Origin of the sequence: Rhodococcus sp. IEGM 1305, from assembly GCF_030058635.1 — a bacterium.
GTDB classification, from domain to species: Bacteria; Actinomycetota; Actinomycetes; order Mycobacteriales; family Mycobacteriaceae; genus Rhodococcus_F; species Rhodococcus_F opacus_D.
In genome coordinates this window covers 117,074-144,002 of sequence record NZ_JASHKX010000008.1, presented here as the reverse complement: position 1 = coordinate 144,002, position 26,929 = coordinate 117,074, and the positions used below count along the sequence as shown (strand labels likewise).

Genomic DNA, 26,929 nt, shown 5'->3' with positions numbered 1-26,929 from the left:
TTACGCCACTGCAATGGAGGGCGGGCCCGACGCAACGAAATCGGGTCAATGCGCGCTCAGATAATCCTCGAGGACCGGCCCCACCACGGCCAGGACCTCGGGTTCGATCATCTGATTGTGCTCGCACTCGATCTTCACTTCCCGGATGCCTCCGGTGACGGAACTCCGCCACTCGTCCGGCGAATGCTGTTCCGTCGACGCCGATCCGGCGGCCGTGAAGAACAGCAGATCCCCGTCGAACACCTGCGGGCGGAAGTTGTTCATGATCCGCGAGGAGTTCGTGAATCCGGCGCTGATCCGCTCCAGGTGCTTCGGGGTCAGTCCCGTCTTCTGCCCGAACGCGTCGTCCAGCAACTCGACTGCCCGCTCGTAGGTGAGTTCCTCCTCGGAGACGGACTCGAGGTCCAGCCCGAGGCCGTGGAGCAACTCGGACACGGTGAGGCTCTCCGGACCCTGGTCGGTCCCGTCGGTCACGTAGCTGTCCATGACGGCCAGCGTGTCGACCGCCTCCCCTTCCCGCCGCAGTTCGACGGCCATCGCGTGGGCGATGACGCCGCCGAGCGACCAGCCCAGCAGGTGGTAGGGCCCGTGCGCCTGGACCTTGCGCATCTCCAGCACGTACTGGTGCGCCAGCTGCTCGATCGACTCGAAGCTCGGGCCACCGCTGATGATCGGCAACTGCAGGCCGAACGCCGGCCGGTCCTGCGAGAGGTGCTGCAGGAGACCCGCGTAACCCCACGACAGCCCGATCCCGGGATGGATGCAGAACAGGGGCGGCTTGTCCCCTGTCGGCCGCAGCGGGATGACCACGCCGAGCGCCTCGTCGACCGGCGACCCGGCCGCGTTCTCGGTGTCGACGCGCAGTGCCAGACCGGCGGGGGTCGGGTCCAGGAACATGGATTGCAACGGGATCTGCCGTCCGAGGCGTTCCTGCAGCACCGTGATCACCCGGGTGGCGACGATCGAGTTGCCGCCGAGGTCGAAGAAGCTGTCGGCGGTGCCGACCCGGTCCACGCCCAGCACCTCGGCGAACGCCTCGACGATGATGTGCTCGGTCGCCGTCGTCGGGGCCCGGAAGGCCGCTCCGGTGGTGCCGAACTCGGGTGCGGGCAGCGCCTTGCGGTCGAGTTTGCCGACCGGGGTCATCGGGATCTGATCGAGGACGACCACCGCGGACGGGACCATGTGCGCGGGCAGGCGGTCGGCTGCGTGGGTACGCAACTCCGCCGGCTCGAGATCGTGTCCCTCGGCCGCCCGCACGTACGACGCGAGGAGCGTGTCGCCGGACGGTCCGGTGTGACCGATGGTGGCCGCGAACGCGACCGCGGGGTGGCGGGCGAGGACGGCGTCGATCTCACCGAGTTCGATGCGGAAGCCGCGGACCTTCACCTGGAAGTCGGTGCGGCCGATGTACTCGATGGTGTGGTCGCCGCGCCAGCGCACCACGTCGCCGGTGCGGTACATCCGGCGACCGGGCTCGCCGAACGGGCAGGCGACGAACCGCTCCGACGTCAGCGCCGACCGGTTGTGGTACCCGCGTGCCAGTCCGGGGCCGGTGATGTAGAGCTCGCCGGGCACACCGACCGGGACCGGCTGCAGGCGCTCGTCGAGGACCAGCGAACCGAATCCCAGCGCGGGGGCGCCGATGTTCACGACGCCACCCGGACGCATCGGGGCGCTGACGCTCGCCTGGATGGTCGTCTCCGTGGGCCCGTAGCCGTTGTGCATGTTGCGGTGCTTACCCCAGATCTCCACCAGCTCCGGCGGGCAGGCCTCACCGGCCACCGCGAGGACACGGAGCGATTCGAGTCCCACGTCCTCGATGGACGACAGCGCGGTGGGCGTGATGAACGCGTGTGTCACCGCGTTGCGCCGGAACAGGTCCGCCAGCTCCGTGCCACCGAAGACGGTGGGCGGCACGATCACGACCCGGGCCGACGCGCCGAACGCCATCATCAGCTCGAAGATCGACGCGTCGAAGCTCGGGGACGCCAGATGCGAGACCCGCGACTCGTGCGTGACCTGGAACCGTTCGTGCTCCTCCGCGGTGAGGTTGGCCATGCCGCGGTGAGTGACGATGACACCCTTCGGCTTACCGGTCGATCCCGACGTGTAGATCAGGTACGCCGGGTGGGCCAGATGGAGCGGGCGTGTGCGGTCAGCGTCGGTGACCGGCGCCGAGGAGACGGCCGCGACCTGCTCGGCGAAGGACTCGTCGTCGAGCACCAGCCACGACACGGTGTCCGGCAGGTTGTCGCGACGGCCGGCGACGGTCAGGCCGACGGACGCCCGGCAGTCGGTCAGCATGTAGTCGATGCGGTCCCGCGGGTAGGTCGGGTCGACGGGCACGAACGCCGCACCCGACTTCGCGACCGACCAGATCGACACGACTTCCTCGATCGATCGCGGCATTCCGATGGCCACGAACGTCTCCGGCCCGACTCCCTGGGCGCACAGCACCCGCGCCAGCCGGTTGGACCATTCGTCGAGTTCGCGGTAGGTGACCTGCCGGTCCTCGAAGGACAACGCCACCGAATCGGGGTCGAGTGCCGCGGCGGCCGTGAGCAGGTCGGGCCACACCTCGGGGCGCACGTCGGGCTTGCCGCGCGCCGGGACCATCTCCTCGATCTCCGCCTCGTCGAGCAGCGGGAGGGTGCCGATCGGCCGGTCCGGGTCGGCGGTGACGGCCGCGAGGATCCGGACGAACCGGTCCGCGATCGAGCGTGCGGTCCCGCGGTCGAACAGGGAGACGGCGAAGTCGAGTCCGCCGGCGACACCCGCTGGCGCGCCGTCCTGATCGAACTGCTCGGCGAGGATCACCTCGAGGTCTTCCTTCACCACCTTGGTTTCGAGGTCCACGTTCTCGACCCGCAGATCCGGCAGTTCCAGCGTCGGGTTCTCGTTGTTCTGGAACTCGAGGGCCACCTGGAACAGGGGCGAGTACGACGTGGACCGGGTCGGGTTGAGCTCCTCGACGAGGCGCTCGAACGGCAGATCCGAGTGCTGGAACGCGGCCAGGTCCGTTTCCCGGATCCGCTGCACCAGTTCGGTGAACGTCGACGCCGGGTCGATCCGGTTCCGCAGGACCAGGGTGTTGACGAACATGCCGACCATGTCGTCGAGTGCGGCTTCACCGCGCCCGGCGACGGGGGTGCCGATGACGACGTCGTCGGTGCTGCCGAGCCTCGACAGCAGAACCGCCAGCGCGGCGTGGACGGCCATGAACATGGTGGCGTTGTTGACCCGGGCCAGTGCCGTGAGCCGCTGATGGAGGTCGGCGTCGATCGCGAACTCGACCCGATCACCCTCGAACGTCTGCTGGATCGGGCGCGGCCGGTCGGTCGGCAACTGGATGACGTCCGGCACCCCGGCCAGCGTCTCCGACCAGAACCGCAACTGCTGGTTGATCATCGATTCGGGATCGTTCTCCGAGCCGAGTCCGGCATGCTGCCACAGCGTGTAGTCGGCGTACTGGACGTGCAGCGGATCCCACTGCGGGCCGTCGCCGCCGAGCCGTGACGTGTACGCCACCATGACGTCGCGGGCGAGCGGCGCCAGGGAGAATCCGTCCGCGCTGATGTGGTGCACCACGATCGTCAGCACGTGATGGTCGGGCGCAATCCGGAACAGGGCCGCGCGGACCGGCACGTCGGTGCTGACGTCGAACCCACGGGACACCAGATCCATGATGTGCCGCGGCAAGTCCTCCGCCGCCACCGCGACGGTGTCGACGCCCGGTTGCGCATCGGCGGCGGGCAGGATCCGCTGGGTCGGTTCGTTGTCGACCGTCGGGAAGACGGTGCGCAGCGTCTCGTGCCGTTCGAGGACGTCGGCCATCGCCAGCCGCAGGGCGTCCTCGTCCAGGGTTCCGGTCAGCCGGACGGCCAACGGAATGTTGTAGGCCGGTGAGGACGTGTCGAATTGGTTGAGGAACCACATCCGCTTCTGTGCCAGCGACAGCGGAATCCGGTCGGGCCGTTCGACCGGCGCGAGGGCCGGGCGGGCGCCGCCGCTCACACTGTCGGCGACGCGTGCGGCCAGCGACCGGACGTCGGGGGCCTCGAACAGGGCACGCACACCGATGTCGGTGTCGAGGGCATCCCGCAACCGCGCCGTGACACGGGTGGCGACCAGCGAGTTTCCGCCGAGATCGAAGAAGTTGTCGTCGATACCGATCCGTTCGACACCGAGGACATCGGCGAAGATGTCCACGATCTTGCGTTCGAGGTCGTTGGTCGGCGGCTGGAACTCGGTGGTGGTGACGTGGAACTCGGGGGCGGGCAGCGCCGACCGGTCCAGTTTGCCCACCGGGGTCAACGGGATCTCGTCCAGGAACATGACGCTCGTCGGCACCATGTGCGCGGGGAGCCGGGTCGACAGGTGCGCGGTGAGTTCGGCCGGATCGACGCCGCCGGCCGTGTTGGGCAGCAGGTAGGTCACCAGCACCGTGTCACCGGACGGGCCGGGAACACCGAGGGTCGCGGCGAAGCTGACCCCGGGGAACGTGGCGATCTCGTTGTCGATCTCGCCGAGTTCGATGCGGAAACCGCGGATCTTCACCTGGAAGTCGCTGCGGCCCACGTACTCGACGGTGTGGTCGGCGCGCCACCGGACGATGTCGCCGGTGCGGTACATCCGCTCCCCCGCCTCCCCGAACGGGTTGGCGACGAACCGCTGGCTGCTCAGTTCCGGGCGCCGGTGGTAGCCGCGGGCGAGACCGGCACCGGTGATGTACAGCTCGCCGGGCACCCCGACGGGCACCGGCTGGAGACGTGAATCCAGCACGAGCTCACCGACTCCGCGGATCGGGCCGCCGAGGGTGATGGGGTCGCCCACCGTCATCGGGTCACTGATGTTCGCCATCACCGTGGTCTCGGTGGGTCCGTACGCGTTGGACAGTTGCCGGCCGGGCGCCCAGCGGGTCACCAGTTCCGGCGGGCACGCCTCGCCGCCGAACACGACGTGCTGGAATTCGTCGAGCCCCGTCGGGTCGACCGTGGACAGCGCCGCGGTGGTGACGAACGCGTGGGTGACGTGTTCGGACCTGATCAGTTCGGCCAGTTCCGCTCCGCCGTACACCGTCGGCGGGGCGATCACCATCGTGGCGCCGACCCCGAAGGCCTGCAGGTACTCGAACACCGACCCGTCGAAGCTGGGCGTCGAGAAGTGCAGGGTGCGGGACGTCTGCGCGGCGGCGAAACGCTGCCGCTGGTCCTCGGCGAAGTTGTCGAGGCCCTCGTGGGTGACCACGACGCCCTTCGGCTTCCCCGTCGAACCGGAGGTGTAGACGATGTAGGCGGCGTTGTCGAGGCTTATCGGCGACCGCCGATCCGAATCGGCCACCGGCAGAGCCGGTTTCGACTGGCAGGCCTTTTCGAATTTGGGCGAGTCGAGCTGCAGCCACGGCACCGAGTCGGGCAGCGCCTTCTCGTACGCGGCCATGGTCAATCCGATGGTGGCACCCGAATCGGTGAGCATGTGCTCGATGCGGTCCATCGGGTAGTTCGGGTCGACGGGGACGAATGCGGCACCCGTCTTGGCCACCGCCCACACGGCGAGGACCGACTCGATCGATCGGGGAATGCCGAGCGCCACGAACGTCTCCGGGCCGGCGCCGCGGGAGATGAGCACCCGCGCGAGCTGGTTGGAGCGTTCGTTGAGCTCCCGGTAGGACACGTTGCGGCCCTCGAACGTCAGCGCCGTGCGGTTCGGATCCAGGGCGGCCGCGTCCTCGAAGATCTGCGGCAGCGTCCGGACGGAGAACCCGGGACGGCCGCGCACCGGCGCGAACTCGGCGAGTTCGGCCTCGGTGAGCAGTTGCATGTGGGCGAGCGGAATCTCGGGTCGGTCGGCGAGGGCGTCGAGCACCCGCTGCAGCCGGTCCGCGATCTCGTCGACCGCGCTTTCCTCGAAGACCTCGGGGAGGTATTCGAACTTGAAGTTCAGCCGCGCGTCCCCGGAGGCGACGACGGCGAGCGGGTAGTGCGCGGAGTCTTTGCCGTCGATGCCGGTGACGAACATCCCGGCGATGTCGGTCTGCTCCGTCAGCCCCGCCTCGTCGACCGGGTACGACTCGAACACGGTCAGCGTGTCGAAGGCACCGCCGCCGCCGACCGCCGACTGGATGTCGGTCAGACCCAGGTAGTGGTGATCGAGCAGTGCGGCCTGTTCGCTCTGCACACGTTCGAGCAGCTCGCCCAGCGACTCCCACGGGTCGAGGGTCACCCGCACCGGCAGGGTGTTGATGAACAGACCCACCATCGATTCGATGCCCGCGATCTGCGGCGGCCGGCCCGAGACCGTACCGCCGAACACCACGTCGGAGCGGCCGATCAAGCCGCCCAGCACGATTCCCCACGCCGTCTGGACGACGGTGTTGAGGGTGAGCCCGCGTTCCCGGCTCAGGTCCCGCAACCGGGTGGTCTGCTCCACCGACAGTGTGAAGGCGGTCTCCTCCGCGACGACGGAGTGCGCCTCACCCCGCTCCAGCGGGGCAAGGAGGGTCGGCCCCTCGACCCCGTCGAGCGCGGTGCGCCAGGCGTCGAGGGAGTCCGTGGTGTCGTGGCGCTTCATCCACGACAGGTAGTCGCGGTAGGAGTGGACCCGGGGCAGCAGGCTGCCGTCGGCGTCCAACGCGTACAGCGTCAGCAGGTCGCGGATGACCAGCGGAGTCGACCAGCCGTCGAGCAGGATGTGGTGGTTGGTCAGGATCAGCCGGTAGTCCTCCTCGGTGAGCCGGACGAGGGCCAGCCGCAGCAGCGGCGCGTTCGCCATGTCGAACTTCACCGACCGGTCCCGTGCCACGATCCGGTCGTATTCGCGGGTGGTCTCGTCGGGGTCGAGTGCCGAGAGGTCGAACTCCGACCACGGCAGTTCCACGTGCTGCTGGATGATCTGCGCGGAGGCGCCCGCACTGTCGTGGACGAACGCGGCCCGCAGGTTGGGGTGCCGGTCCAGCAGGGCCTGTCCGGCCCGGCGGATCCGGTCCGGGTCGATGTTTCCGCGCAGTTTCAGCGCCAGCTGCACCAGGTACGGGTCGACCGAGGCGTCCGAGAACTGGGCGTGGAACAGCAGCCCGGACTGCAGCGGTGACAGCGACCAGATGTCCGACAGTGCCGGGAACCGGGCCTCGAGCCGGTCGATCGCGTCCTGGTCGAGGGTGACCAGGTCCAGATCGGACGGGGTCACACCGCCGGCGTCGGGCCGCGCGACGTGGGTGGTCAGCGCGGTCAGCGCCTGCACCCACAGGTCGGCGAGTGCGCGGACCTCGGACGGGGTGAGGACCCCGGTCGGGAACGCCCACGTGGCCCGCAGCCGGTTGCCGTCGGCCCCGGTGCCGGTGACGGCGTTGATGTCGAGCGCCGACGCCACCGGGATGTCGGAGGCGGGGATGTCGTCGAGCTTCGTGTCCGTCACCGGAACCCAGGCGTGACCGTGGATGTCGGTGGACGTCGCGCCGCCCAGCCGGCCCAGGTAGTTGAACGTGACCTGCGGCTTCGCCAGCGCCCGCAGTTGATCCGCGCTCTCCGGGTCCAGGTAGCGGAGCATGCCGTAGCCGATGCCGTGATCCGGGATGGCCAGCAACTGTTCCTTGATCGCCTTGACCGCGGACCCCGCGGCCTTGCCACCGGCGAACGCGTCGTCGAGGTCGATGCCCGACAGGTCCAGGCGCACCGGGAACATCGCCGTGAACCAGCCGACGGTGCGGCCCAGGTCGGCGCCCGGCAGCACCTGGTCCTCGCGGCCGTGGCCTTCGAGGCTGACCAGCGATTCGCGCGTGAAGTCGCCCTGGGTGCGCCGCCACTGGGCCAGTGCCAGCGCCAGCGCGGTGAGCAGTCCGTCGTTGACGCCGCCGTGGAACGCCTCGGGAACACGCGTGAGCAGTGCGTCCGTCACGTCGGCGGGCACCTCCACGGTCACCTTCTCGACGGTCCCGGCCACGTCGACCGCGGCGTCGAGCGGACGCGATCCGATGAGCGGGTCGTCGGCCTCGAGCACCCGGCGCCACAGTTCGATCTCGCCGGCGCGTTCGCGTGTCGCCTCGACGAGGCCGTGCGACCAGCGCCGCATCGACGTGCCGACCGGTTCGAGGGCCGGTTCCTGACCGGCGGAGACCTGCGCCCACGCGGTCGCCAGGTCGGGGACGAGGATCCGCCACGACACACCGTCGACCACCAGGTGGTGGGCCACGACCAGCAGCCGCCCGCCCTCGTCGCCGGCGTCGAACCACACCATCTGCAGCATGACCCCGGCCTCGGGGTCCAGTCGTCCTGCCGCGGCATCGAGTTCACGGGTCGCGACCTCCGCGAACCCGGAACCGACCACCGACGCGACCTCGACGCGGTGCAGCACGTCGTCGACGTCGACCGCGCCCACGGCCTGCACCTCGATCCGCCACTGCGGCTCGGCACCGAGGAGACGCGCCCGCAGCATGTCGTGGTGATCCACGACGGCCGCGATCGTGCGCTTCAGCAGTGTCTCGTCGGCCGCGGCGGGCAGGGACAGCAGCGCGGTCTGGGTGTAGCGGCGGAAGTCGCCGCCGCGTTCGAGCAGCCACGCGGTGATCGGGGTGACCGGCATCTCGCCGATCCCGCCGCCCGGCAGTTCGTCGAGGACCACCACGTCGGCGGCGCCCGCCCAGGAGGCGGCCTCGGCGAGCGTGGCAACGGTCTTGGCCTCGAACACGTCCCGCGGGGTGAGCACCACGCCGGCGGCCTTCGCCCGGGCCACCAACTGGATCGACATGATGCTGTCGCCGCCGAGTGCGAAGAACGAGTCGTCCACACCCACCGATTCCAGACCGAGTACCTCGGCGAACAGACCGGCGAGGACGGTTTCCATCTCCGTGGCCGGGGCGCGGCCCGCCGACACCCGGGCCCCGAAGTCGGGTTCCGGCAACGCGCGGCGGTCGAGTTTGCCGTTGCTCGTCAACGGCAGTGCGTCGAGCACCACCAGGGTGGCGGGCACCATGTACGAGGTGAGCTGGGTGCCGACGAACTCGAGCGCGGACGACACCTCGACGGTGGCGCCGGATTCCGGAACCACGTAGCCGATCAGCCGGTGACCGCCGTGCCCGTCGTCGCGGGTGAGGACGACGGCCTGGGCGATGCCGCGGTACCGGAGCAGCGCGGATTCGATCTCGCCGAGTTCGATGCGGAAACCACGGATCTTGACCTGGAAGTCGCTGCGGCCCAGGTACTCGAGCTGGCCGTCGGTGTTCCAGCGCGCCAGGTCACCCGTGCGGTACATCCGGGCCCCGGGCCGGAGCGGGTCGGCCACGAACCGGGTCGAACTGAGCCCGGCCCGGCCGAGGTAGCCGCGGGTCACCTGGTCACCCGACACGTACATCTCCCCGATGGTGCCCGGGGGAACCGGGTGCAGGCGCCGGTCGAGGACGTGGACGTGCAGCCCGGCGATTCCGCGGCCGATCACGCTGGCCGACGCGGACTCGGCGAATTCGCGGTCGAGCGCGAGGTAGCTGACGTGGACCGTCGTCTCGGTGATGCCGTACATGTTCACCAGCGTCGGGGCGGAGTCGTCGTGCCGCGTGTACCAGCGGCCGAGCTGTCCGAGGTCGAGCGCCTCACCACCGAAGATCACGTACCGCAGGGCCAGTGCCGCCGCGTTCACGTCGATCTCCGAGACGATGCGGTCGGTCTCGGCGAGCTGGTAGAACGCGGTCGGGGTCTGGTTGAGTACGGTGACCTGCTCGTTCCGCAGGAGTTCGTGGAACATTTCCGGCGACCGCGCCGTGTAGTAGTCGACGACGACGAGTCGGCCGCCATAGAGCAGCGGACCCCACAGCTCCCACACGGAGAAGTCGAACGCGTACGAGTGGAACATCGTCCACACGTCGTTCTCGTCGAACCCGTACAGCGTCTGCGTGTTCGCGAACAGCGTCAGCACGTTGCGGTGCGAGACGACCACGCCCTTGGGGCGGCCCGTCGACCCGGAGGTGTAGATGACGTACGCCACCGACGCGGAGTCGAGCGGCGCCAGCCGGTCGGCGTCGGTGATCGTCGCCGGCGACTGCTGCGCGAGGTCGGCGGTGGTCTCGGGGTCGTCGAGCAGGATCGCCGGGGTCTCCGAATCCGGCAGGGCGGAGACGTCCCCCGTGGTGGTGATGACACAGTTCGGTGCGGCGTCCTCGAACACGAACGCCAGCCGGTCCGCCGGGTAGGTGATATCGACGGGCAGGTAGCCGCCGCCGGTCTTGATCACCGCCAGCAGGGCGATGATCAGATCGCAGGTGCGTGGAAGCGCCACGGCCACCAGCGTTTCCGGCCCCACTCCCTGGGAGATGAGCAGGCGGGCCAGCCGGTTCGACCGGGCGTCGAGCTCCGCGTACGTCAGTGCCACGTCCTCCGACGTCACGGCCGTGGCGTCGGGGAACCGGGCCACGCTCTGGGCGAACCGGTCCGCGAGGGTGTCGGTGCCCGCGTCGAGTCCGGCGGTGTTCCATTCGGTCGCCATCGCCGACCGCTCGGCGGCGTCGGTGATCACGATGTCCCCGACCGGGGCCAGCGGATCGGAGGTGACGGCACCGAGGATGCGCAGGAACCGGTCGGCGAACGTCCGGACGGTGCCGGCGTCGAACAGATCGGTGGCGAAGATGAACGACGCGGCGATACCCGACGCCACCCCGTCCGCGTCGAATCCTTCCTCGACGCTGAGCTGCAGGTCGAACTTGGCGACCTCGAGATCGAAATCGACGGCGGCCGCGGTCAGTTCCGGGAGCTCGAGCCGCGGCGTCTCGTTGTTCCGGAACTCGAGCAGCGCCTGGAACAGCGGCGAGTGCGCGGTGGAGCGCTCCGGCGCGAGAACGTCGACGAGCCGCTCGAACGGCAGGTCCGAATGGTGGAACGCGGCCAGGTCGGTGGCCCGCACCTGATCCATCAGGGCGCCGAAACCCGCCGCCGGGTCGACAGCGCTCCGCAGCACCAGGGTGTTGACGAACATGCCGACCATGTCGTCGAGTGCCGCGTCACCGCGGCCGGCGATGGGTGTGCCGACCGCGATGTCCTCGGTCGACGAGAGCGCCGACAGCAGCACCGACAGGGCCGCGTGGACGGCCATGAACATGGTGGAGTTGTGCTTGCGCGCCAACGCCGCCAGCGCCCGGTGCACGTCCGCCGGAATCGTGAAGTCGACCTGCGCACCGCGGAACGACTGCTGGACCGGCCGCGCCCGGTCGGTGGGCAGCTGCAGGAGTTCGGGCAGGTCGGCCAGCTGATCCGTCCAGTACCGGAGTTGCTGGGAGATCAGCGATTCGGCGTCGCTCTCGTCGCCCAGCAGTTGCAGCTGCCACAGGGTGTAGTCGGCGTACTGCACCGACAGTGGGTTCCACTGCGGTGCGCTCCCCGCGATGCGGGCGGCGTAGGCGGTCATGACGTCCCGGGCGAGCGGGGTGAGCGAGAACCCGTCGGCGCAGATGTGGTGCACCACGATGACGAGCACGTGGTCGTCGGGGGCGAGTGCGAACAGCGCCGACCGCATCGGCACGTCGGCCGTCACGTCGAAGCCGGCGGTCGCGAGACCGGCGATGTGCTCCCTCAGTTCGTCCTCGGACACCTCGACGATCTCGAGGTTCGGCGTCCACTGACCCGGCGAGAGGACCACCTGGGTCGGTTCGCCGTCGTGGGACGGGAACACGGTCCGCAACGATTCGTGGCGGACGAAGACGTCCGTCACCGCCGCGCGCAGCGACTCCACGTCCAGGTGACCGGTCAGCCGCACGGCCAGGGGAATGTTGTAGGCCGCCGACGACGTGTCGAACTGGTTGAGGAACCACATCCTCTTCTGCGCCAGGGACACCGGCACGTGCGCGGGCCGCGGCATCGGGCCGAGCGGGATCCGGACGTGGGCGCCGTCCTGCGCGGGTGCGAATGCCGTCGACTCGATGAGGCGGGCCAGCTGATGGATCGTCGGCGCCTCGAACAGGGTGCGGACACCGATGTCGGTGTCCAGTTCCGCGGTCAGGCGCGCGGCGACACGGGTCGCGATCAGCGAGTTTCCGCCGATGTCGAAGAAGTTGTCGTCGATGCCGACCCGTTCGATGCCCAGGACGGTGGTGATGACGTCGGCGATCGTGTGTTCGAGGACCGTCGACGGCGGCCGGAAGTCGCCCGACGTGGGCAGGAACTGCGGTTCGGGCAGCGCTGCCCGATCGAGCTTGCCGACGGGGGTGAGCGGGATCTCGTCCAGGATCATGATGCTGGACGGCACCATGTGTGCGGGCAGCAGGTTCGCCGTCCACTCCTTCAGTTCCGGCGGTTCGAGTGCCGACTCGGTCTCCGGCAGCACGTAGGAGACGAGTACGGTGTCGCCGGCGGGGCCGGGACGCCCGAGGGTGACGGCGAACGCCACGGACGAATGCGCGGCGAGCGCGCTGTCGATGTCGCCGAGCTCGATGCGGAACCCGCGGATCTTCACCTGGAAGTCGGTGCGGCCCAGGTATTCGACCGTGTGATCGGACCGCCACCGCGCGAGGTCGCCGGTGCGGTACATCCGGTCGCCCGGCCCGCCGTAGGGGTTGGCGACGAACCGCTCGCTGGTCAGCCCGGCGCGTGCATGATAGCCGCGGGCCAGGCCCTCACCGGAGATGTAGAGCTCGCCGGCGACGCCGACGGAGACCGGTTGCAGCCGCGAGTCGAGAATCACCTCGGAGACGCCGCGGACGGGGGCACCGATGGTGACCGTCTCCCCCGCCTGCAGGTGGTCGCTGAGGTTGCTCATGATGGTGGTCTCGGTGGGACCGTAGCCGTTGTACATGGTGCGGCCAGGCGCCCAGCGGGTCACCAGTTCCGGCGGGACCGCCTCGCCGCCGGCGACCACGTTCTGGAACACGTCGAGCCCCTCGGGGTCGACGGAGGCCAGCGCCGCGGGGGTGACGAACCCGTGGGTGACGCTCTCGCTGCGGATCAGCTCCGCGAGTTCCTCGCCGCCGTACACGGACGGCGGCACGATCACCATGGTCGCGCCGACGGCGAACGACAGCAGGTATTCGAGGACCGAGGCGTCGAAGCTCGGTGAGGAGAAGTGCAACGCCCGCGACGTGGAATCGGTCGCGTAGCGGGTCCGCTGCTCCTCGGCGAAATTGTCGAGACCGCGGTGGCTGACCACCACGCCCTTCGGCTTGCCGGTGGAGCCGGACGTGTAGATGACGTACGCCGGGTGTGCGAAGCGCAGGGGGGCGACACGGTCGTCGTCGGTGACGGTGTCGGTGGACATCGCCCGAACGGCCGTCGCGGTCTCGGCGTCGTCGAGGGTCAGCCAGCCGACCGTGTCGGGCAGCCGGCCGTGGTCGGCGTCCAGGCGGAGACCGAACGTGCACCCGGAATCCGTGACCATGTGCTCGACCCGCTCACGCGGGTAGGTCGGATCGACCGGAACGAACGCCGCGCCGGTCTTGGTGATCGACCAGACCGCCAGGACCGATTCGATGGACCGTGAGATACCCAGGGCCACGATGTCTTCCGGGCCGACGCCGCGGTCGATGAGCAGACGCGCGAGCTGGTTGGACCGTTCGTCCAGTTCCCGGTAGGACATCCGGCGGTCCCCGAACACGAGTGCGGTCGCGTCCCCCGCGGCGGCGGCCGTGTCGGTGAACATCTGCGGCAGTGTTCGCACGGAGCGGCCGGACGGGCCGCGGGCCGGAACCAGTTCGGCCTCCTCGACGTCGGTGAGCAGACGCAGCTGCGCCAGTTTCATCCCGGGATGCTCGGCGAGCGCGATCAGCGCCCGGACGATCCGGTCGCCGATCCGCTCCACGTCGGCCCGGTCGAACAGCTCCTCGACGTACTCGAGCTTCAGCTGCAGGTTCTCGTGCGCCGAGGCGATCAGCGCGAGCGGGTAGTGGGCGGCGTTCGCGCTGTCGTGCACGTCGAGGACGTGCATGCCGGCGATGTCGGTCTGCTCGGTCAGCCCTTCCCGATCGACGGGATACGACTCGAACACGGTCAGCGTGTCGAAACCGGCACCGGGACCGGCCACCGACTGAATGTCCGTCAGTCCGACGTAGTGGTGGTCGAGCAGCGCGGCTTGCTCGCCCTGGATGCGTTCGAGCAACTCCCCCAGCGTTTCCCGCGGGTCGAGAACCACGCGCACCGGCAGGGTGTTGATGAACAGGCCCACCATCGACTCGATCCCCGCGATCTGCGGAGGCCGACCGGACACCGTCCCACCGAAGACCACATCGGAGCGACCGACCAAGCCGCCCAGCACGATTCCCCACGCGGTGCGGATCAGGGTGCTGAGGGTCAGACCGTGCTCGCGTGCGAGCACACTCAGCTGATCGGTGCGGTCGACGTCGAGTTCGACGAGCAGTTCATTGGACTGCGTGTCGCTCTGCACCGACGCGTCGGCGGGCGCGAGCAGCGTCGGCTCCTCCACCCCGGCGAGGGCACGCCGCCATACACCGAGGGAGTCCTCGGTGCTGCGGTGCGACATCCACGCGAGGTAGTCGCGGTACGGGTGCACCCGCGGCAGCGCCGTGGCGTCACCCTCCGTGGCGTACAGGGTGAGGAGGTCGCGGATCAGCAGCGGCATCGACCAGCCGTCGAGCAGGATGTGGTGGTTGGTGATGATCAGGCGCTGCTCGTCCCCACCGATCTGGATCAGCATGAACCGCAACAGCGGCGGGGTGGCCATGTCGAACCCGCGGCGCCGGTCGGCGTCGAGGAGTCGCACGATCTCGGCCTCGCGGCTCTCCGCGTCCAGCCCGGACAGGTCGATCTCCGTCCAGGGCAGCTCGGCGTACCCGTGGATCGCCTGAACCGGGGTGCCGCCCTCGTCGTAGACGAACGACGCCCGCAGGTTCGCGTGCCGGTCGAGCAGGGCCTGCCCGGCCACCCGCATGCGGGACGGCACGGCACCGCGCAGTTCGAGAGTCACCTGCACCGTGTACGAGTCGATCGTCTGATCGGCCAGCAGTGCGTGGAAGAGCAGTCCGGACTGCAGCGGCGACAGCGACCAGATGTCGGACAGCGCCGGGAAGCGCGATTCGATGCGGTCGATGGCGTCCTGGTCGAGGCTGACCAGTTCGAGGTCGGACGGGGTCACGCCGCCGGCGTCGGGGCGGGCCGCGTACGTGGTGAGCGCGGTGAGCGCCCGGACCCACAGTTCGGCGAGTTCCCGGACCTCGGCGACGGTCAGGACACCGGCCGCGTACGCCCAGGTGGCGCGCAGTTGAGGCCGGTCCTCCACCTCGGTGGTGACCGCGTTGACGTCGATGGCCGAGGTGACCGGGGTGTCGAGGTCCTGCGCACGGTCCATGTCGACTTCACCGGTCGGCGTCCAGCCGGCGCGGGTGGCCGCCTCGGACAGGTCGGCGGCGAAGCGTCCCAGGTAGTTGAAGCTGATCTGCGGCAGCGAGCGGGCCGCGAGCAGCGGGGCGGTGTCGGCGTTGAGGTACCGCAGCATGCCGTAACCCATGCCGTGATCCGGGATCGCGAGCAGTTGTTCCTTGATCGCCTTGATCGCGGAGCCGGCGGCCTTTCCGCCGTCGAACGCGTCGTCGAGGTCGATGCCGGACAGGTCGAGACGCACCGGGAACATCGCTGTGAACCAGCCGACGGTGCGGCCCAGATCGGCGCCCGGCACGACCTGGTCTTCACGGCCGTGACCCTCGAGGCTCACCAGGGTCCCGTCGACGGACCGGCCGTGCAGGGTGTGGCCGCGGGTGCGCCGCCACTGGGTGACCGCCATCGCCAGCGCGGTGAGGAGTCCGTCGTTCACGCTGCCGTGGATGGCCTCCGGCAGGGCCGTGAGGACGGCTTCGCTGACCTCGGCGGGCAGCTGCACGGTGACGCGGCCGACGGTCGCGTTGACGTCGATGTCGGGGTCGAGCGGGCGGCTGCCGACGAGTGGGTCCTCGCAGTCGAGGATGCGCTGCCACAGGTCCAGTTCGGCTGCCCGGTTCGCCGCCTCGTCGACCAGTCCGTGCGCCCACCGGCGCATGGACGTGCCGACCTGTTCGAGGACCGGTTCCTGGCCTGCCGAGATCTGCGCCCAGGCGGTCGCGAGGTCGGGGACGAGGATGCGCCACGACACACCGTCGACGACGAGGTGATGCGCGACGACGAGCAGGCGGCCGCCGGATTCCCCGGCGTCGAACCACACCACCTGCACCATGACGCCGGCCGCGGGATCGAGTCGGTCCAGCGCGGCGTCGAGTTCCGCGATCACCGTCGCCGCGAACGCCGGGGTTCCCGGGGCGGTGGACACGGGGACCCGGCGGATCAGGTCCTGTGCGTCGACCGCGCCGACCGGGCGGACGGCGAGGTGCGAGTCCTCGGCGGAGACGATCAGCTGCGCGCGCAGCATGTCGTGCCGGTCGAGGACGGCTTGGAACGTGGCGCTCAGGGGTTCGAGTTCGCGCAGGTTCGGCGGTGCGGTCAGCAGCGCCGACTGCGACATGCGGTTGAACTCGCCGCCCCGTTCGAGCAGCCACTTCGTGATCGGGGTGGTCGGCATGTCGCCGACTCCGCCACCGGGCAGTTCGTCGAGGACGACGATGTCGGCGGCCCCCACCCACGACGCCACCGCGGCGAGACCGGCAACGGTCTTGGCCTCGAACACGTCCCGCGGGGTCAGCACCACACCCGCCGCCTTCGCGCGGGCCACCAACTGGATCGACATGATGCTGTCGCCGCCGAGGGCGAAGAACGAGTCCTCGACACCGGCCGATTCCAGACCGAGGACCTCGGCGAACAGTCCGGCGAGCACCTCCTCCATCTCCGACACCGGCGCGCGGCCGGTCGACACCCGGGCGCCGAAGTCGGGTTCGGGCAGCGCGCGGCGATCCAGCTTGCCTGCGGGGGTGAGCGGCAACTCGTCGAGGACGATCAGCGCGGACGGCACCATGTACGGGGCGAGGAATCCGCCGACGAAATCGAGGACGGCTTCCGGGTCGAGTTCCGCGCCCGCCGTGGGGACGAGGTACCCGACGAGCCGGTTGGCTCCGGTGCTGCCCTGGTGCGCGGACACCACCGAACGGGCGACCCCCGGGTAGCGCGTGAGGGCGGTCTCGATCTCGCCGAGTTCGATGCGGAAACCGCGGATCTTCACCTGGAAGTCGCTGCGGCCCAGGTACTCGAGCTGGCCGGCACCGTTCCAGCGCGCCAGGTCGCCGGTCCGGTACATGCGGGCCCCGAGGCCGCCGTACGGGTTGGCGACGAAACGCTCCGCCGTCGTGCCCGCCCGGTCCTTGTAGCCGCGGGCCAGACCGGAACCGGTGACGTACAGTTCGCCGGTCACCCCGTTGGGCACCGGGTGCAGGCGTGAATCGAGCACCATCTCCCCGGTTCCCATCGGCGGACGGCCGATGGTGACGCCCTCACCGGGAATCATCGGTCCCGTCACGCTGGACACGACCGTCGCCTCGGTGGGGCCGTAGGCGTTGAACATCCGCCTGCCCCCGGTCACCCACTGCGCCACCAGCTCCGGCGGGCACACGTCGCCGCCGGTGGCGACACACTCGAGCTGGTCGAGGCCCGCGGGGTCCACGGACGCCATGGCCGCCGGGGTGATGAACGCGTGCGTGACCCGGCCTTCCCGGAGCACGTCGGCGAGTTCGGTGCCGCCGATGACGGACGCCGGAGCGATCACCATGGTCGCGCCGGAGCCGACCGCGAGCAGCAATTCCAGGATCGACGCGTCGAAGCTCGGCGACGAGAAGTGCAGCGTGCGCGACCGCGGCGTGACCCCGAAGCGGACGCGTTCGTCGGTGGCGAAGTTCGCCAGGCCGCGGTGGGTGACGACGACGCCCTTCGGGGTGCCGGTGGACCCGGACGTGTAGATCAGGTAGGCCGGGTTCTCCAGCGCGAGCGGGTGTGTCCGGTCGGCGTCGGTGACGACCGCGGCGGAGTGCGCGCTCACCTCGTCGTCGAATCCGGGTGCGTCGACCACGACGTAGGACGTGCAGTCCGGCAGCGTGGGACGGAACTCGGCGACGGTGAGCGCGAGCGCCGCACCGGAGTCGCTGAGCATGTGGACGATCCGGTCGGTCGGGTAGTTCGGGTCGACCGGGACGAACGCGGCACCGGTCTTGGCGACGGCCCACAGTGACAGCACCGACTCCGGCGACCGCGCCAGCGCCAGCGCCACCACCGATTCCGGGCCGATGCCGCGCCCGATCAGCAAGCGGGCGAGACGGTTCGACCGCTCGTCGAGATCGCGATACGTCACCTCACGGCCCTCGTAGGACAGCGCGGCCGCCTTGGGATCCACGGAGGCCGCGGCCGCGAGCAGTTCGGGCAGGGTCCGCGGTTCGGCGTCGGGCCCGTCCATCACCGGGGTGAGGGCCGCACGTTCGGACGCCACCATCAGGTCGATGTCACCGACGGCCATGCCCGGTTCGGACGTCACCGCGTCGAAGATCCGCTGCAGGTAGTCGGCGAAGCCGGCGATCGTGGACGCGTCGAACAGGCTCGACGCGTACGTGAAGGCCGCGGAGATCCCGGCGGGCTCCCCCGACACCCCGAATTCCTCGGTGAGGGTGAGTTGCAGGTCGAAGTTGGAGATGTCGGTGGCCAGGTCGAGGCCGGTGACGGTCAACCCGGGCAGCTCCAGCCGCGGGCGCTCGTTGTTGCGGAACTCGAGCACCACCTGGAACAGCGGCGAATGCGACGTCGCGCGTTCGGGTGAGATCGCGTCGACCAGCCGCTCGAACGGCAGATCCGCGTGGTGGAACGCGCTCAGGTCGGTGTCGCGGACCGTGGACAGCAGATCGGTGAACGTGCCGGCCGGTTCGACCGGGGTGCGCAGCACCAGGGTGTTGACGAACATGCCGACCATGTCGTCCAGGGCGGCGTCGCCACGACCTGCGATGGGGGTGCCCACCGACACGTCGTCCGTGTCGCCCAGCCTGGCCAGGAGCACGGCGAGCGCCGCGTGCACGGCCATGAACACACTCGAATTATGTTCGCGGGCAGTCGTGATCAACCGGCTGTGCACCTGCGGGTCGATGCTGAACGAGTGGATGCCGCCGCGCATCGACTGCTGCACCGGCCGGGGGTGGTCCGTCGGCAGCGCGAGGAGTTCCGGAAGCCCGGCGAGCGTGTGCGTCCAGTAGTCGAGCTGGGCGGCCAGCAGGCTGTCGGGGTCGTCGGCGTTGCCGAGCACCCGGTGCTGCCAGAGCGCGAAGTCGGCGTACTGCACCGGCAGCGGCGTCCAGTCCGGTGCCTGTCCCCCGGTGCGGGCCGCGTAGGCGGTCATCACGTCCCGGGCGAGCGGGGCCATGGAGAAGCCGTCGGCGCTGATGTGGTGGACGACGATGACGAGAACGTGCTCGCCGGGATCGGTACGGAACAGGGCGGCGCGCACCGGCACCGACACGGTGACGTCGAACCCGGCGCCCGCGAGTCGCGAGATGTGCTCGGGCAGTTCTGCTTCCGTCGTCGCGATCGGCGACAGATCGGGCACCACGTCCTCGGTCGGCAGGATCACCTGGACGGGTTCGCCCTCCACCATCGGGAACCGGGTGCGCAACGACTCGTGCCGGTCCATCACGTCGGCGACGGCGTCCTGCATCGCGTCCTCGTCGAGGTCGCCCGTCAACCGCACCGCGAGCGCGATGTTGTAGGCCGGGGAGTCGAGGTCGAACTGGTTGATGAACCACATGCGCTTCTGCGCCAGCGAGACCGGCAGTCGGTCGGGGCGCACCCCGGCCACCAGCGGCGGGCGTTCGGCCCCCTGCACGGCCTCGGATTCGATCCGGGTTGCCAGGGTCGCGACGGTCGGGGCGTCGAAGATCTCCCGGACCCCGATCCGGCTGCCCAGCGCGGCGTTCACCCGCGCCACCAGCCGGGTGGCCACCAGTGAGTTGCCGCCGAGGTCGAAGAAGCTGTCGTACACACCGATCCGGGGCGCGTCGAGCAGATCCGCGAAGATCGACGCGAGGATCTCCTCGATCGGGTTCCGCGGGGTGACGAATTCTGCGGACGGGCTGAGGAACTCCGGCTCGGGCAGGGCTCCCCGGTCCAGCTTGCCGGTGGCCCCGAGCGGGAACCGGTCGAGCACGATGATCCGGGTCGGCACCATGTAGGCGGGCAGCGCCTCCGCCGCCGCGTCGCGCACGACGGCGGTGTCGATGTCGGCGCCGGCCACGGGAATCACGTAGCCGACAAGGCTTTCGCCGGTGGCCTCGCTGCGGTGCACGGTCACGACCGCCTGCGCCACCGACGGGTGCGCCAGCACGGCCGCCTCGACCTCGCCGAGTTCGATGCGCTGACCGCGGAGCTTGACCTGGAAGTCGCGGCGTCCGATGTACTCGATGTTGCCGTCGGCACGCCAGCGGACGACGTCGCCGGTGCGGTACATCCGCTGTCCCGGCGCGCCGAACGGGTTCGCCACGAACCGGTCGGACGTCAGATCGCTGCGGCCGACATAGCCGCGGGCCAGCTGGATGCCGGCCAGGTACAGCTCGCCGTGCACGCCGACCGGCACGGGGTGCAGCCGGGAGTCGAGGACGTACACCTGCGTGTTCCACACGGGCGCCCCGATCGGGACCGAGGCCCGGTCGCCTTCCGTGCACTCCCAGTAGGTGACGTCGACCGCGGCCTCCGTCGGGCCGTACAGGTTGTGCAGCGCCGCGGACCCGAATTCCCGGAACGCGTCGGCGGTGGCGGGCGGCAGCGCCTCACCACTGCAGAACACCTGGCGCAGCGAACCGCAGAGTTCCGGTTCGGCGCCTGCCGTGAACACCGCGAGCATCGACGGCACGAAGTGCATGGTGGTGACCTGGTGGTCGGCGATGATGTGGGACAGGTAGGTCGGGTCGCGGTGACCGTCCGGCGCGGCGAGGACGAGTCGCGCACCGACCTCGAGGGGCCAGAACAGTTCCCACACGGACACGTCGAACGTGACGGGTGTCTTCTGCAGCACCACGTCCGTGTGGTCCATCCGGTACGTGTCCTGCATCCACAGCAAGCGGTTCACGATCGCGCGGTGGCTGACGGCGACCCCCTTGGGACGGCCGGTCGATCCGGACGTGTAGATCACGTAGGCGGTCGAATCGGGGTGGATCGGACCGCCCCGCTCGGCGTCGGTGATCGGGGTACTCGGCCGCCGGGACAGGTTCAGGGTGTCGATCTCGATCACGGACGCACCGGCCGCGCCGTCGACGCCCTCGCACCGGTCGCGGGAGGAGGTGAGAACGCATGCGGGCTCGGCGCTCTCGATCACGTAGGCGATTCGCGAGGCGGGGTGATCGGGGTCGAGCGGAACGTACGCTGCCCCGGTCTTCTCGACCGCGTAGATCGCGATCATCAGCTCGAGTGAACGGCGCAGGGCGATGGCGACCCGGGATTCGGGTCCGACGCCGCGGGCAAGGAGTTCGCGTGCCAGCCGGTTGGCGCGGGCATCGAATTCCGCGTACAGCAGTTCCTCTTCGGCGAACACGACGGCCACGGCGTCCGGGGTCCGGGCCACCTGCGCCTCGAACAGGCTGACCAAGGTCGCCGAGTCCGGCACGGCGACGTCCGTGTCGATCCACTGCGCGAGCATCCGGTGGGTCTCGTCCGCACCGATCAGGTCGATATCGCCGACCTTCGCGTCCGAACCGGCGGTGACGGTCTCGAGCAAGGTGACGAAGCGTTCGGCCAGCGCCGTCATCGTCGGCGGGTCGAACAGTTCCGACGCGTACGAGAATTGGACGTCGATCGCACCCGGGGCGCCGGATTCCTCGGTGTGCTCGGTGAGGATGACCTGCAGGTCGAACTTGGCGGCGCCGGTCTCGAGGGCCTCGACCTCCACGTCGAGCCCGGGCAGCTCGAGCCGCGTCTTCGCGAATCCCTGCAGCACCAGCATCACCTGGAACAGCGGTGAATGTGCCTCGGAGCGGGTCGGCTTCAGTTCGTCGACGAGCCGCTCATACGGCAGATCGGTGTTGCTGAACGCCTCCAGATCCACGGAGCGGGTGTGGGAGAGGATCTCGGGGAAGCTCCGATCGGGGTCGACGGTGGTGCGCAGGACGACGGTGTTGACGAACATGCCGACGACGTCGTCGAGTTGGCGTTCGCCACGACCGGAAACCGGGGATCCGATCGACACGTCGGACGAGCCGCTCGACCGGGACAGCAGGACCGCGAGGGCGGCGTGCACCACCATGAACAGGCTGGCGTCGTTGGCGCCCGCGATCTCGAGCAGCGCGGCGTGGATGCGCGCCGGGATCGAGAAGTCGGCGGTGGCGCCGATCATCGACTGCCGGGCCGGGCGCGGCCGGTCGGTCGGCAGGTCCATGACCTCGGGGGCGCCGTCGAGCGTGCGGGCCCAGAACGCCAGTTGGCGGGCGAGGAGGCTCGTCGGATCGTCGGGGGAACCGAGCAGCTCGCGCTGCCACACCGCGAAATCGGCGTACTGCACCTCGAGCGGTGCCCACTGCGGCGTGTCGCCTGCGGCGCGGGCGTGGTAGGCCACCATCACGTCCCGGGTCAGCGGTGTCATCGACAGGCCGTCGGCGGCGATGTGGTGCACCACGAACACCAGCACGTGATCGTCGGTCGCGGTGCGGTAGAGCTCCGCCCGGATCGGCGGTTCGACGGTGACGTCGAAACCGGTTGCGGCGTCGGCGATCAGGCGGGATTCGAGCTCGTTCTCGGCCACCTCGACCGCGTCGAGGTGCGGGCTCACCTCGGCGACCGGCAGAACCACCTGAATGGGACCGTTGGGGGTGTTCGGGAACACCGTCCGCAGCGACTCGTGCCGGGCGAGGACGTCACTCACCGCGGTCCGCAGCGCGTCCACGTCGAGCGTGCCGCGCAGCCGGATGCCGACGGGAATGTTGTATGCGGGCGAGGCCGTGTCGAGCTGGTTGATGAACCACATCCGTTGCTGCGCCAGCGACACCTGCACCGGGCCGGACCCGGCCCGCGGCGCGAGCACGGGGCGGGCGGAGGTGCGGGGCCCGAGAGCGTCGACGCGGGCACTGAGCAACGCGACGCTGGGCGCCTCGAACAGATCGAGCACCCCGATCTCCGCGCTCAGGGCCGCGTTGACCCGGGACACCACGCGAGTCGCGACGAGGGAGTCGCCGCCCAGGTCGAAGAAGCTGTCGTCGACGCCGATGCGCTCGACTCCCAGAAGCGCCGCGAACACCTCCGCGATCTGCATCTCGGTCGGGGTCACCGGCGCCCGGTAGACGGTGGAGGTGGCCTCGAACTGCGGTTCCGGCAACGCCTTCCGGTCGAGTTTGCCCGCCGGGGTCAGCGGGACCTCGCGGAGCACCATCACCCGGGCGGGCACCATGTGCGCGGGCAGCGCGGCCGCGGCGTGCTCGAGGATGTCGCCGACGACGATGTCCGTCCCGTCCTCGGGGAGCACGTACGTCACCAGCACGGTGTCGCCGGACGGTGCGGTCCGTCCGACCGTGATCGCGAACGCCACACTCGGATGCGAGCGGACGACGGCGTCGATCTCGCCGAGTTCGATGCGGAACCCGCGGATCTTCACTTGGAAGTCGGTGCGGCCCAGGTATTCCAGCTGTCCGGCAGCGTTCCACCGTGCCAGGTCGCCGGTGCGATACATCCGCTCGCCGGGCGCCCCGTGGGGGTCGGCGACGAACCGTTCGGCCGTCGGGATCGACCGATTGTGGTACCCGCGTGCCACACCGTCACCGGTGATGTACAGCTCACCGGGGACCCCTTTCGGGACGGGGTGCAACCGCGAATCGAGCACCAGCAGAGCGCAACCGCGGGACGGGCGGCCGATCGTCACCGGTTCACCGACCGTCAACGGTCCGGCCACGCTCGCGACGACGGTGGCCTCGGTCGGGCCGTATGCGTTGAACATGACCCGCCCCGGCGCCCACTGCGCCACCAGCGCAGGAGGACAGCTCTCACCACCGGTGACGACGCACCGGATGTGGTCGAGGCCGGTCGGATCGACGGATGCCAGCGCGGCGGGGGTCACGAACGCGTGCGTCACCCGTTCCCGACGCAACAGGTCCGCGAGTTCGGTACCGCCGTACACCGTCGACGGCGCCACCACCATCGTGGCGCCGGCACCCACCGCGAGAAGCAGTTCCAGGATGGACGCGTCGAAACTCGGTGAGGAGAAGTGCAGGGTGCGGGACTCCGCGGTCACGGCGAACCGCTGCCGCTCGTCCTCGGCGAAATTGGCCAGGCCGATGTGAGTGACGACGACACCCTTGGGTGTGCCGGTGGAACCGGACGTGTAGATCAGGTAGGCCGGATCCGCGGTCCGCAGCGGCCGCAGGCGGTCGGGGTCGGCGACCGTGCCGGCCGCGTGCTGCGCCAGGTCCCGGCCGAACGACGCGTCGTCCATCACGAACCACGGCGTGATCTCCGGCAGCGACGACCGGTGCGCCGCCACGGTGAGCCCGACGACCGCACCGGAATCGGTGAGCATGTGCTCGATGCGATCGGCCGGATAGTTCGGGTCGACCGGGACGAACGCGGCCCCGGACTTCGCGACCGCCCAGGTGGCCAGCACCGATTCGATCGATCGCGCGATCGCCAGCGCCACAACCGAACCCGGTCCCACACCGTGTCCGATCAGCATGCGGGCGAGACGGTCCGACTGCGCGTCGAGTTCGGGGTAGGTCAGGGTGCGTCCCTGGTAGACGAGGGCGTCCCCGTCGCCGCCCGTCTCGACGGCGCGCGCGAGCAACGCGGGCAGCGTGCGGGGCTCGACCGACGGTTCGTCGCGGACCGGCGCGAGTTCCGCGTATTCGACCTGCTCGAGGAGGTCGACGTCCCCGATCGGTGCGGCGGGGTCCGCCGTCACCGTCTGCAGGATGCGAACGAAGCGCGCGGCCAGGGCCTCCGCGCCGGCGCGGTCCCACACGTCCGTCGCGAACCGCAACCGGCCGATGATGCCGCCCGTCTCCGATTCGGTGAGGGAGAACACGAGATCCAGCCCCAGCGCGCGGTGTTCGCGCTGGATCGGGCTGACCGTCACGTCCCCGGACGAGTAGTGCGGATGGCCACCGTCGGTGAATTCGAGCATCACCTGGAACAGCGGGGCGTGCGAGGGATCGGATTCGGCCCCGAGGGTGGCGACGAGATCGTCGAAGGGCAGCGCCGCATGCGCGAACGCGGCCCGGTCGGCGTCCCGGACCCGGCTCAGGTGGTCGACGAACGACGTTGCGGTGTCCACCTGCGACCGCAGGACGGTCTTGTTGAAGAATGCTCCGGCTTCCGGGTCGTCGGAGTCGGAAGCCTCGCGCCCGACGACCGGCGTTCCGATCACGACGTCGTCGGTGTCGCCCAGCCGGCCCAGGAGTACGGCCAGCGCGGCGTGCAGCGTGGTGAAGATCCCGGTGCCCGCCTCCTCGGCAAGCAGTGCCGCGCGGCGCTGCACGTCCGCGTCGACGGCGAACCCGACGACCTCGCCGGCCCCGGCCCGCTCAACCGGACGCGGCCGATCCAGTGGCAGTGCCGTCACCTCCGGCAGGCCGGCCAACTCCCGCTTCCAGAACGCGAGCTGGGCCTCCCGCTCGAGGAACCGCGCGCCGAGGCGCGCACTCTCGGCGTGAATGTCGGCGGTCCGTGTCTGCGGCTCGGCCGTGACGAACTCCTCGACCAGTTCCACGAACCTGCGGTGGTGGGCGCGCAACTCCTCCGAGCCGTACCGGTTGGGGTTGCCGCGGAAATCGAGGAGCGTCTGCCCGTCACCGCTCTGATAGATGTTGACCAGCAGGTCGTCCACCGGGCCCGATGTCACGATGTGGTACTCGCCCGTGACCGTGCCGAGAGTGAACGCCTGGTGGAACAGCATGACGTTCACCATCGGGCCGGCGAGGCCCTCCGCGGTCCCGGCGAGCCCGGCATCGCGGCGGATGTCCTCGAGGCTGCACCGCTGATGGCGCAGCGCACCCATCAGTTCGAGCTGCGTTCGCTGCACGAGCTCGGCCACCGTGTCCTCCGGGCGGACGGTGATCCGCAGCGGGGCGACGTTGACGAGCATGCCACCGGACCGCTGCAACGGCGCCGTGGTGCGCGCCGACACCGGCAGGTTGATGAGCACGTCCCGCTTGCCCGTCATCCGGGACAGATAGCAGGCGAACCCGGCGAGCAGTACCGCCGCCGACGTGGCGCCGACCCGCTGATCCGACTCTCCGAGGAAACCCAGTGCGGTGTCGGAGATCTTCGCGCTCTCGAGCCGGCTCTTCGCCGCCGCGGGCGCGTCGTGGGTGGCGAGCGTCGACCCGTGCTCGATGCCGACAATGCGTTCGGCCCAGTACAACCGGTCGTTCTCGAAGCGGCTCGACGCCCGGTACTTCTGGTCCAGCTCGTAGAGGTCGCGCAGATCCAGCGCACGGTTCGGTTCCGGTTCGGTGCCCTCGACCGCCGCCGTGTACAGCGCCGCGATCCGGTTCACCATGGTCATACCGCTGTATCCGTCGAGCGCGACGTGGTGAATCCTGGTGTACCACAGGTAGTGCTGCTCACCGACCTGGAGAACGTTCATCTCGACGAGCCGGTCCCGGGTGAGCCGGAGCGGCGTCGCGTAATCCTCGTCGATCCACACCTGCGCGGCAGCCATCGGGTCGGACTCGCCCCGGAAGTCGAGGAATCCGATCGACGGGTCGATGCTGAAATCGACCGCCTGGTAGGGCTCCCCGTCGACGTCCAGCAGTCGCAGGAACGGCGACTGGAACTCCTGACCCGCCCGGACCGCCGCATCGCTCAACAGGTCCAGGTCGATCTCGCCCCGCAACTCGATGTACTGGGCGATGAACTTCGGAACGGTGGGGCTCAGTTGTTGGGCGAACCACATGCTGCGTTGCACCGAGGAGAGCGGGAAGGCCCCTTCGGGAACGTTCACATCTTCGGCGCCGTTATTCGGCTGCGGCGAATTCACACTCGTCATCTCGTTCCCCCAGCGGGTAGAAGACCTTGGATGCGCAAGTCCTGCGCGTGAGACGGACCAACCGACGCCGGTCTCCCACGCTGTACTGATCGTGCTG

Annotated in this window: 1 protein-coding gene; it reads right to left on the bottom strand. The window is 69.8% G+C overall.

Translation table 11 applies throughout. The features are described 5' to 3' along the window. Positions 1–45: 45 nt before the first annotated feature. Positions 46–26,832, bottom strand: coding sequence for a non-ribosomal peptide synthase/polyketide synthase (locus QM693_RS15460; protein WP_283352791.1), 26,787 nt, complete (start codon positions 26,830–26,832; stop codon positions 46–48). Between the last annotated feature and the right edge of the window lie 97 nt (positions 26,833–26,929).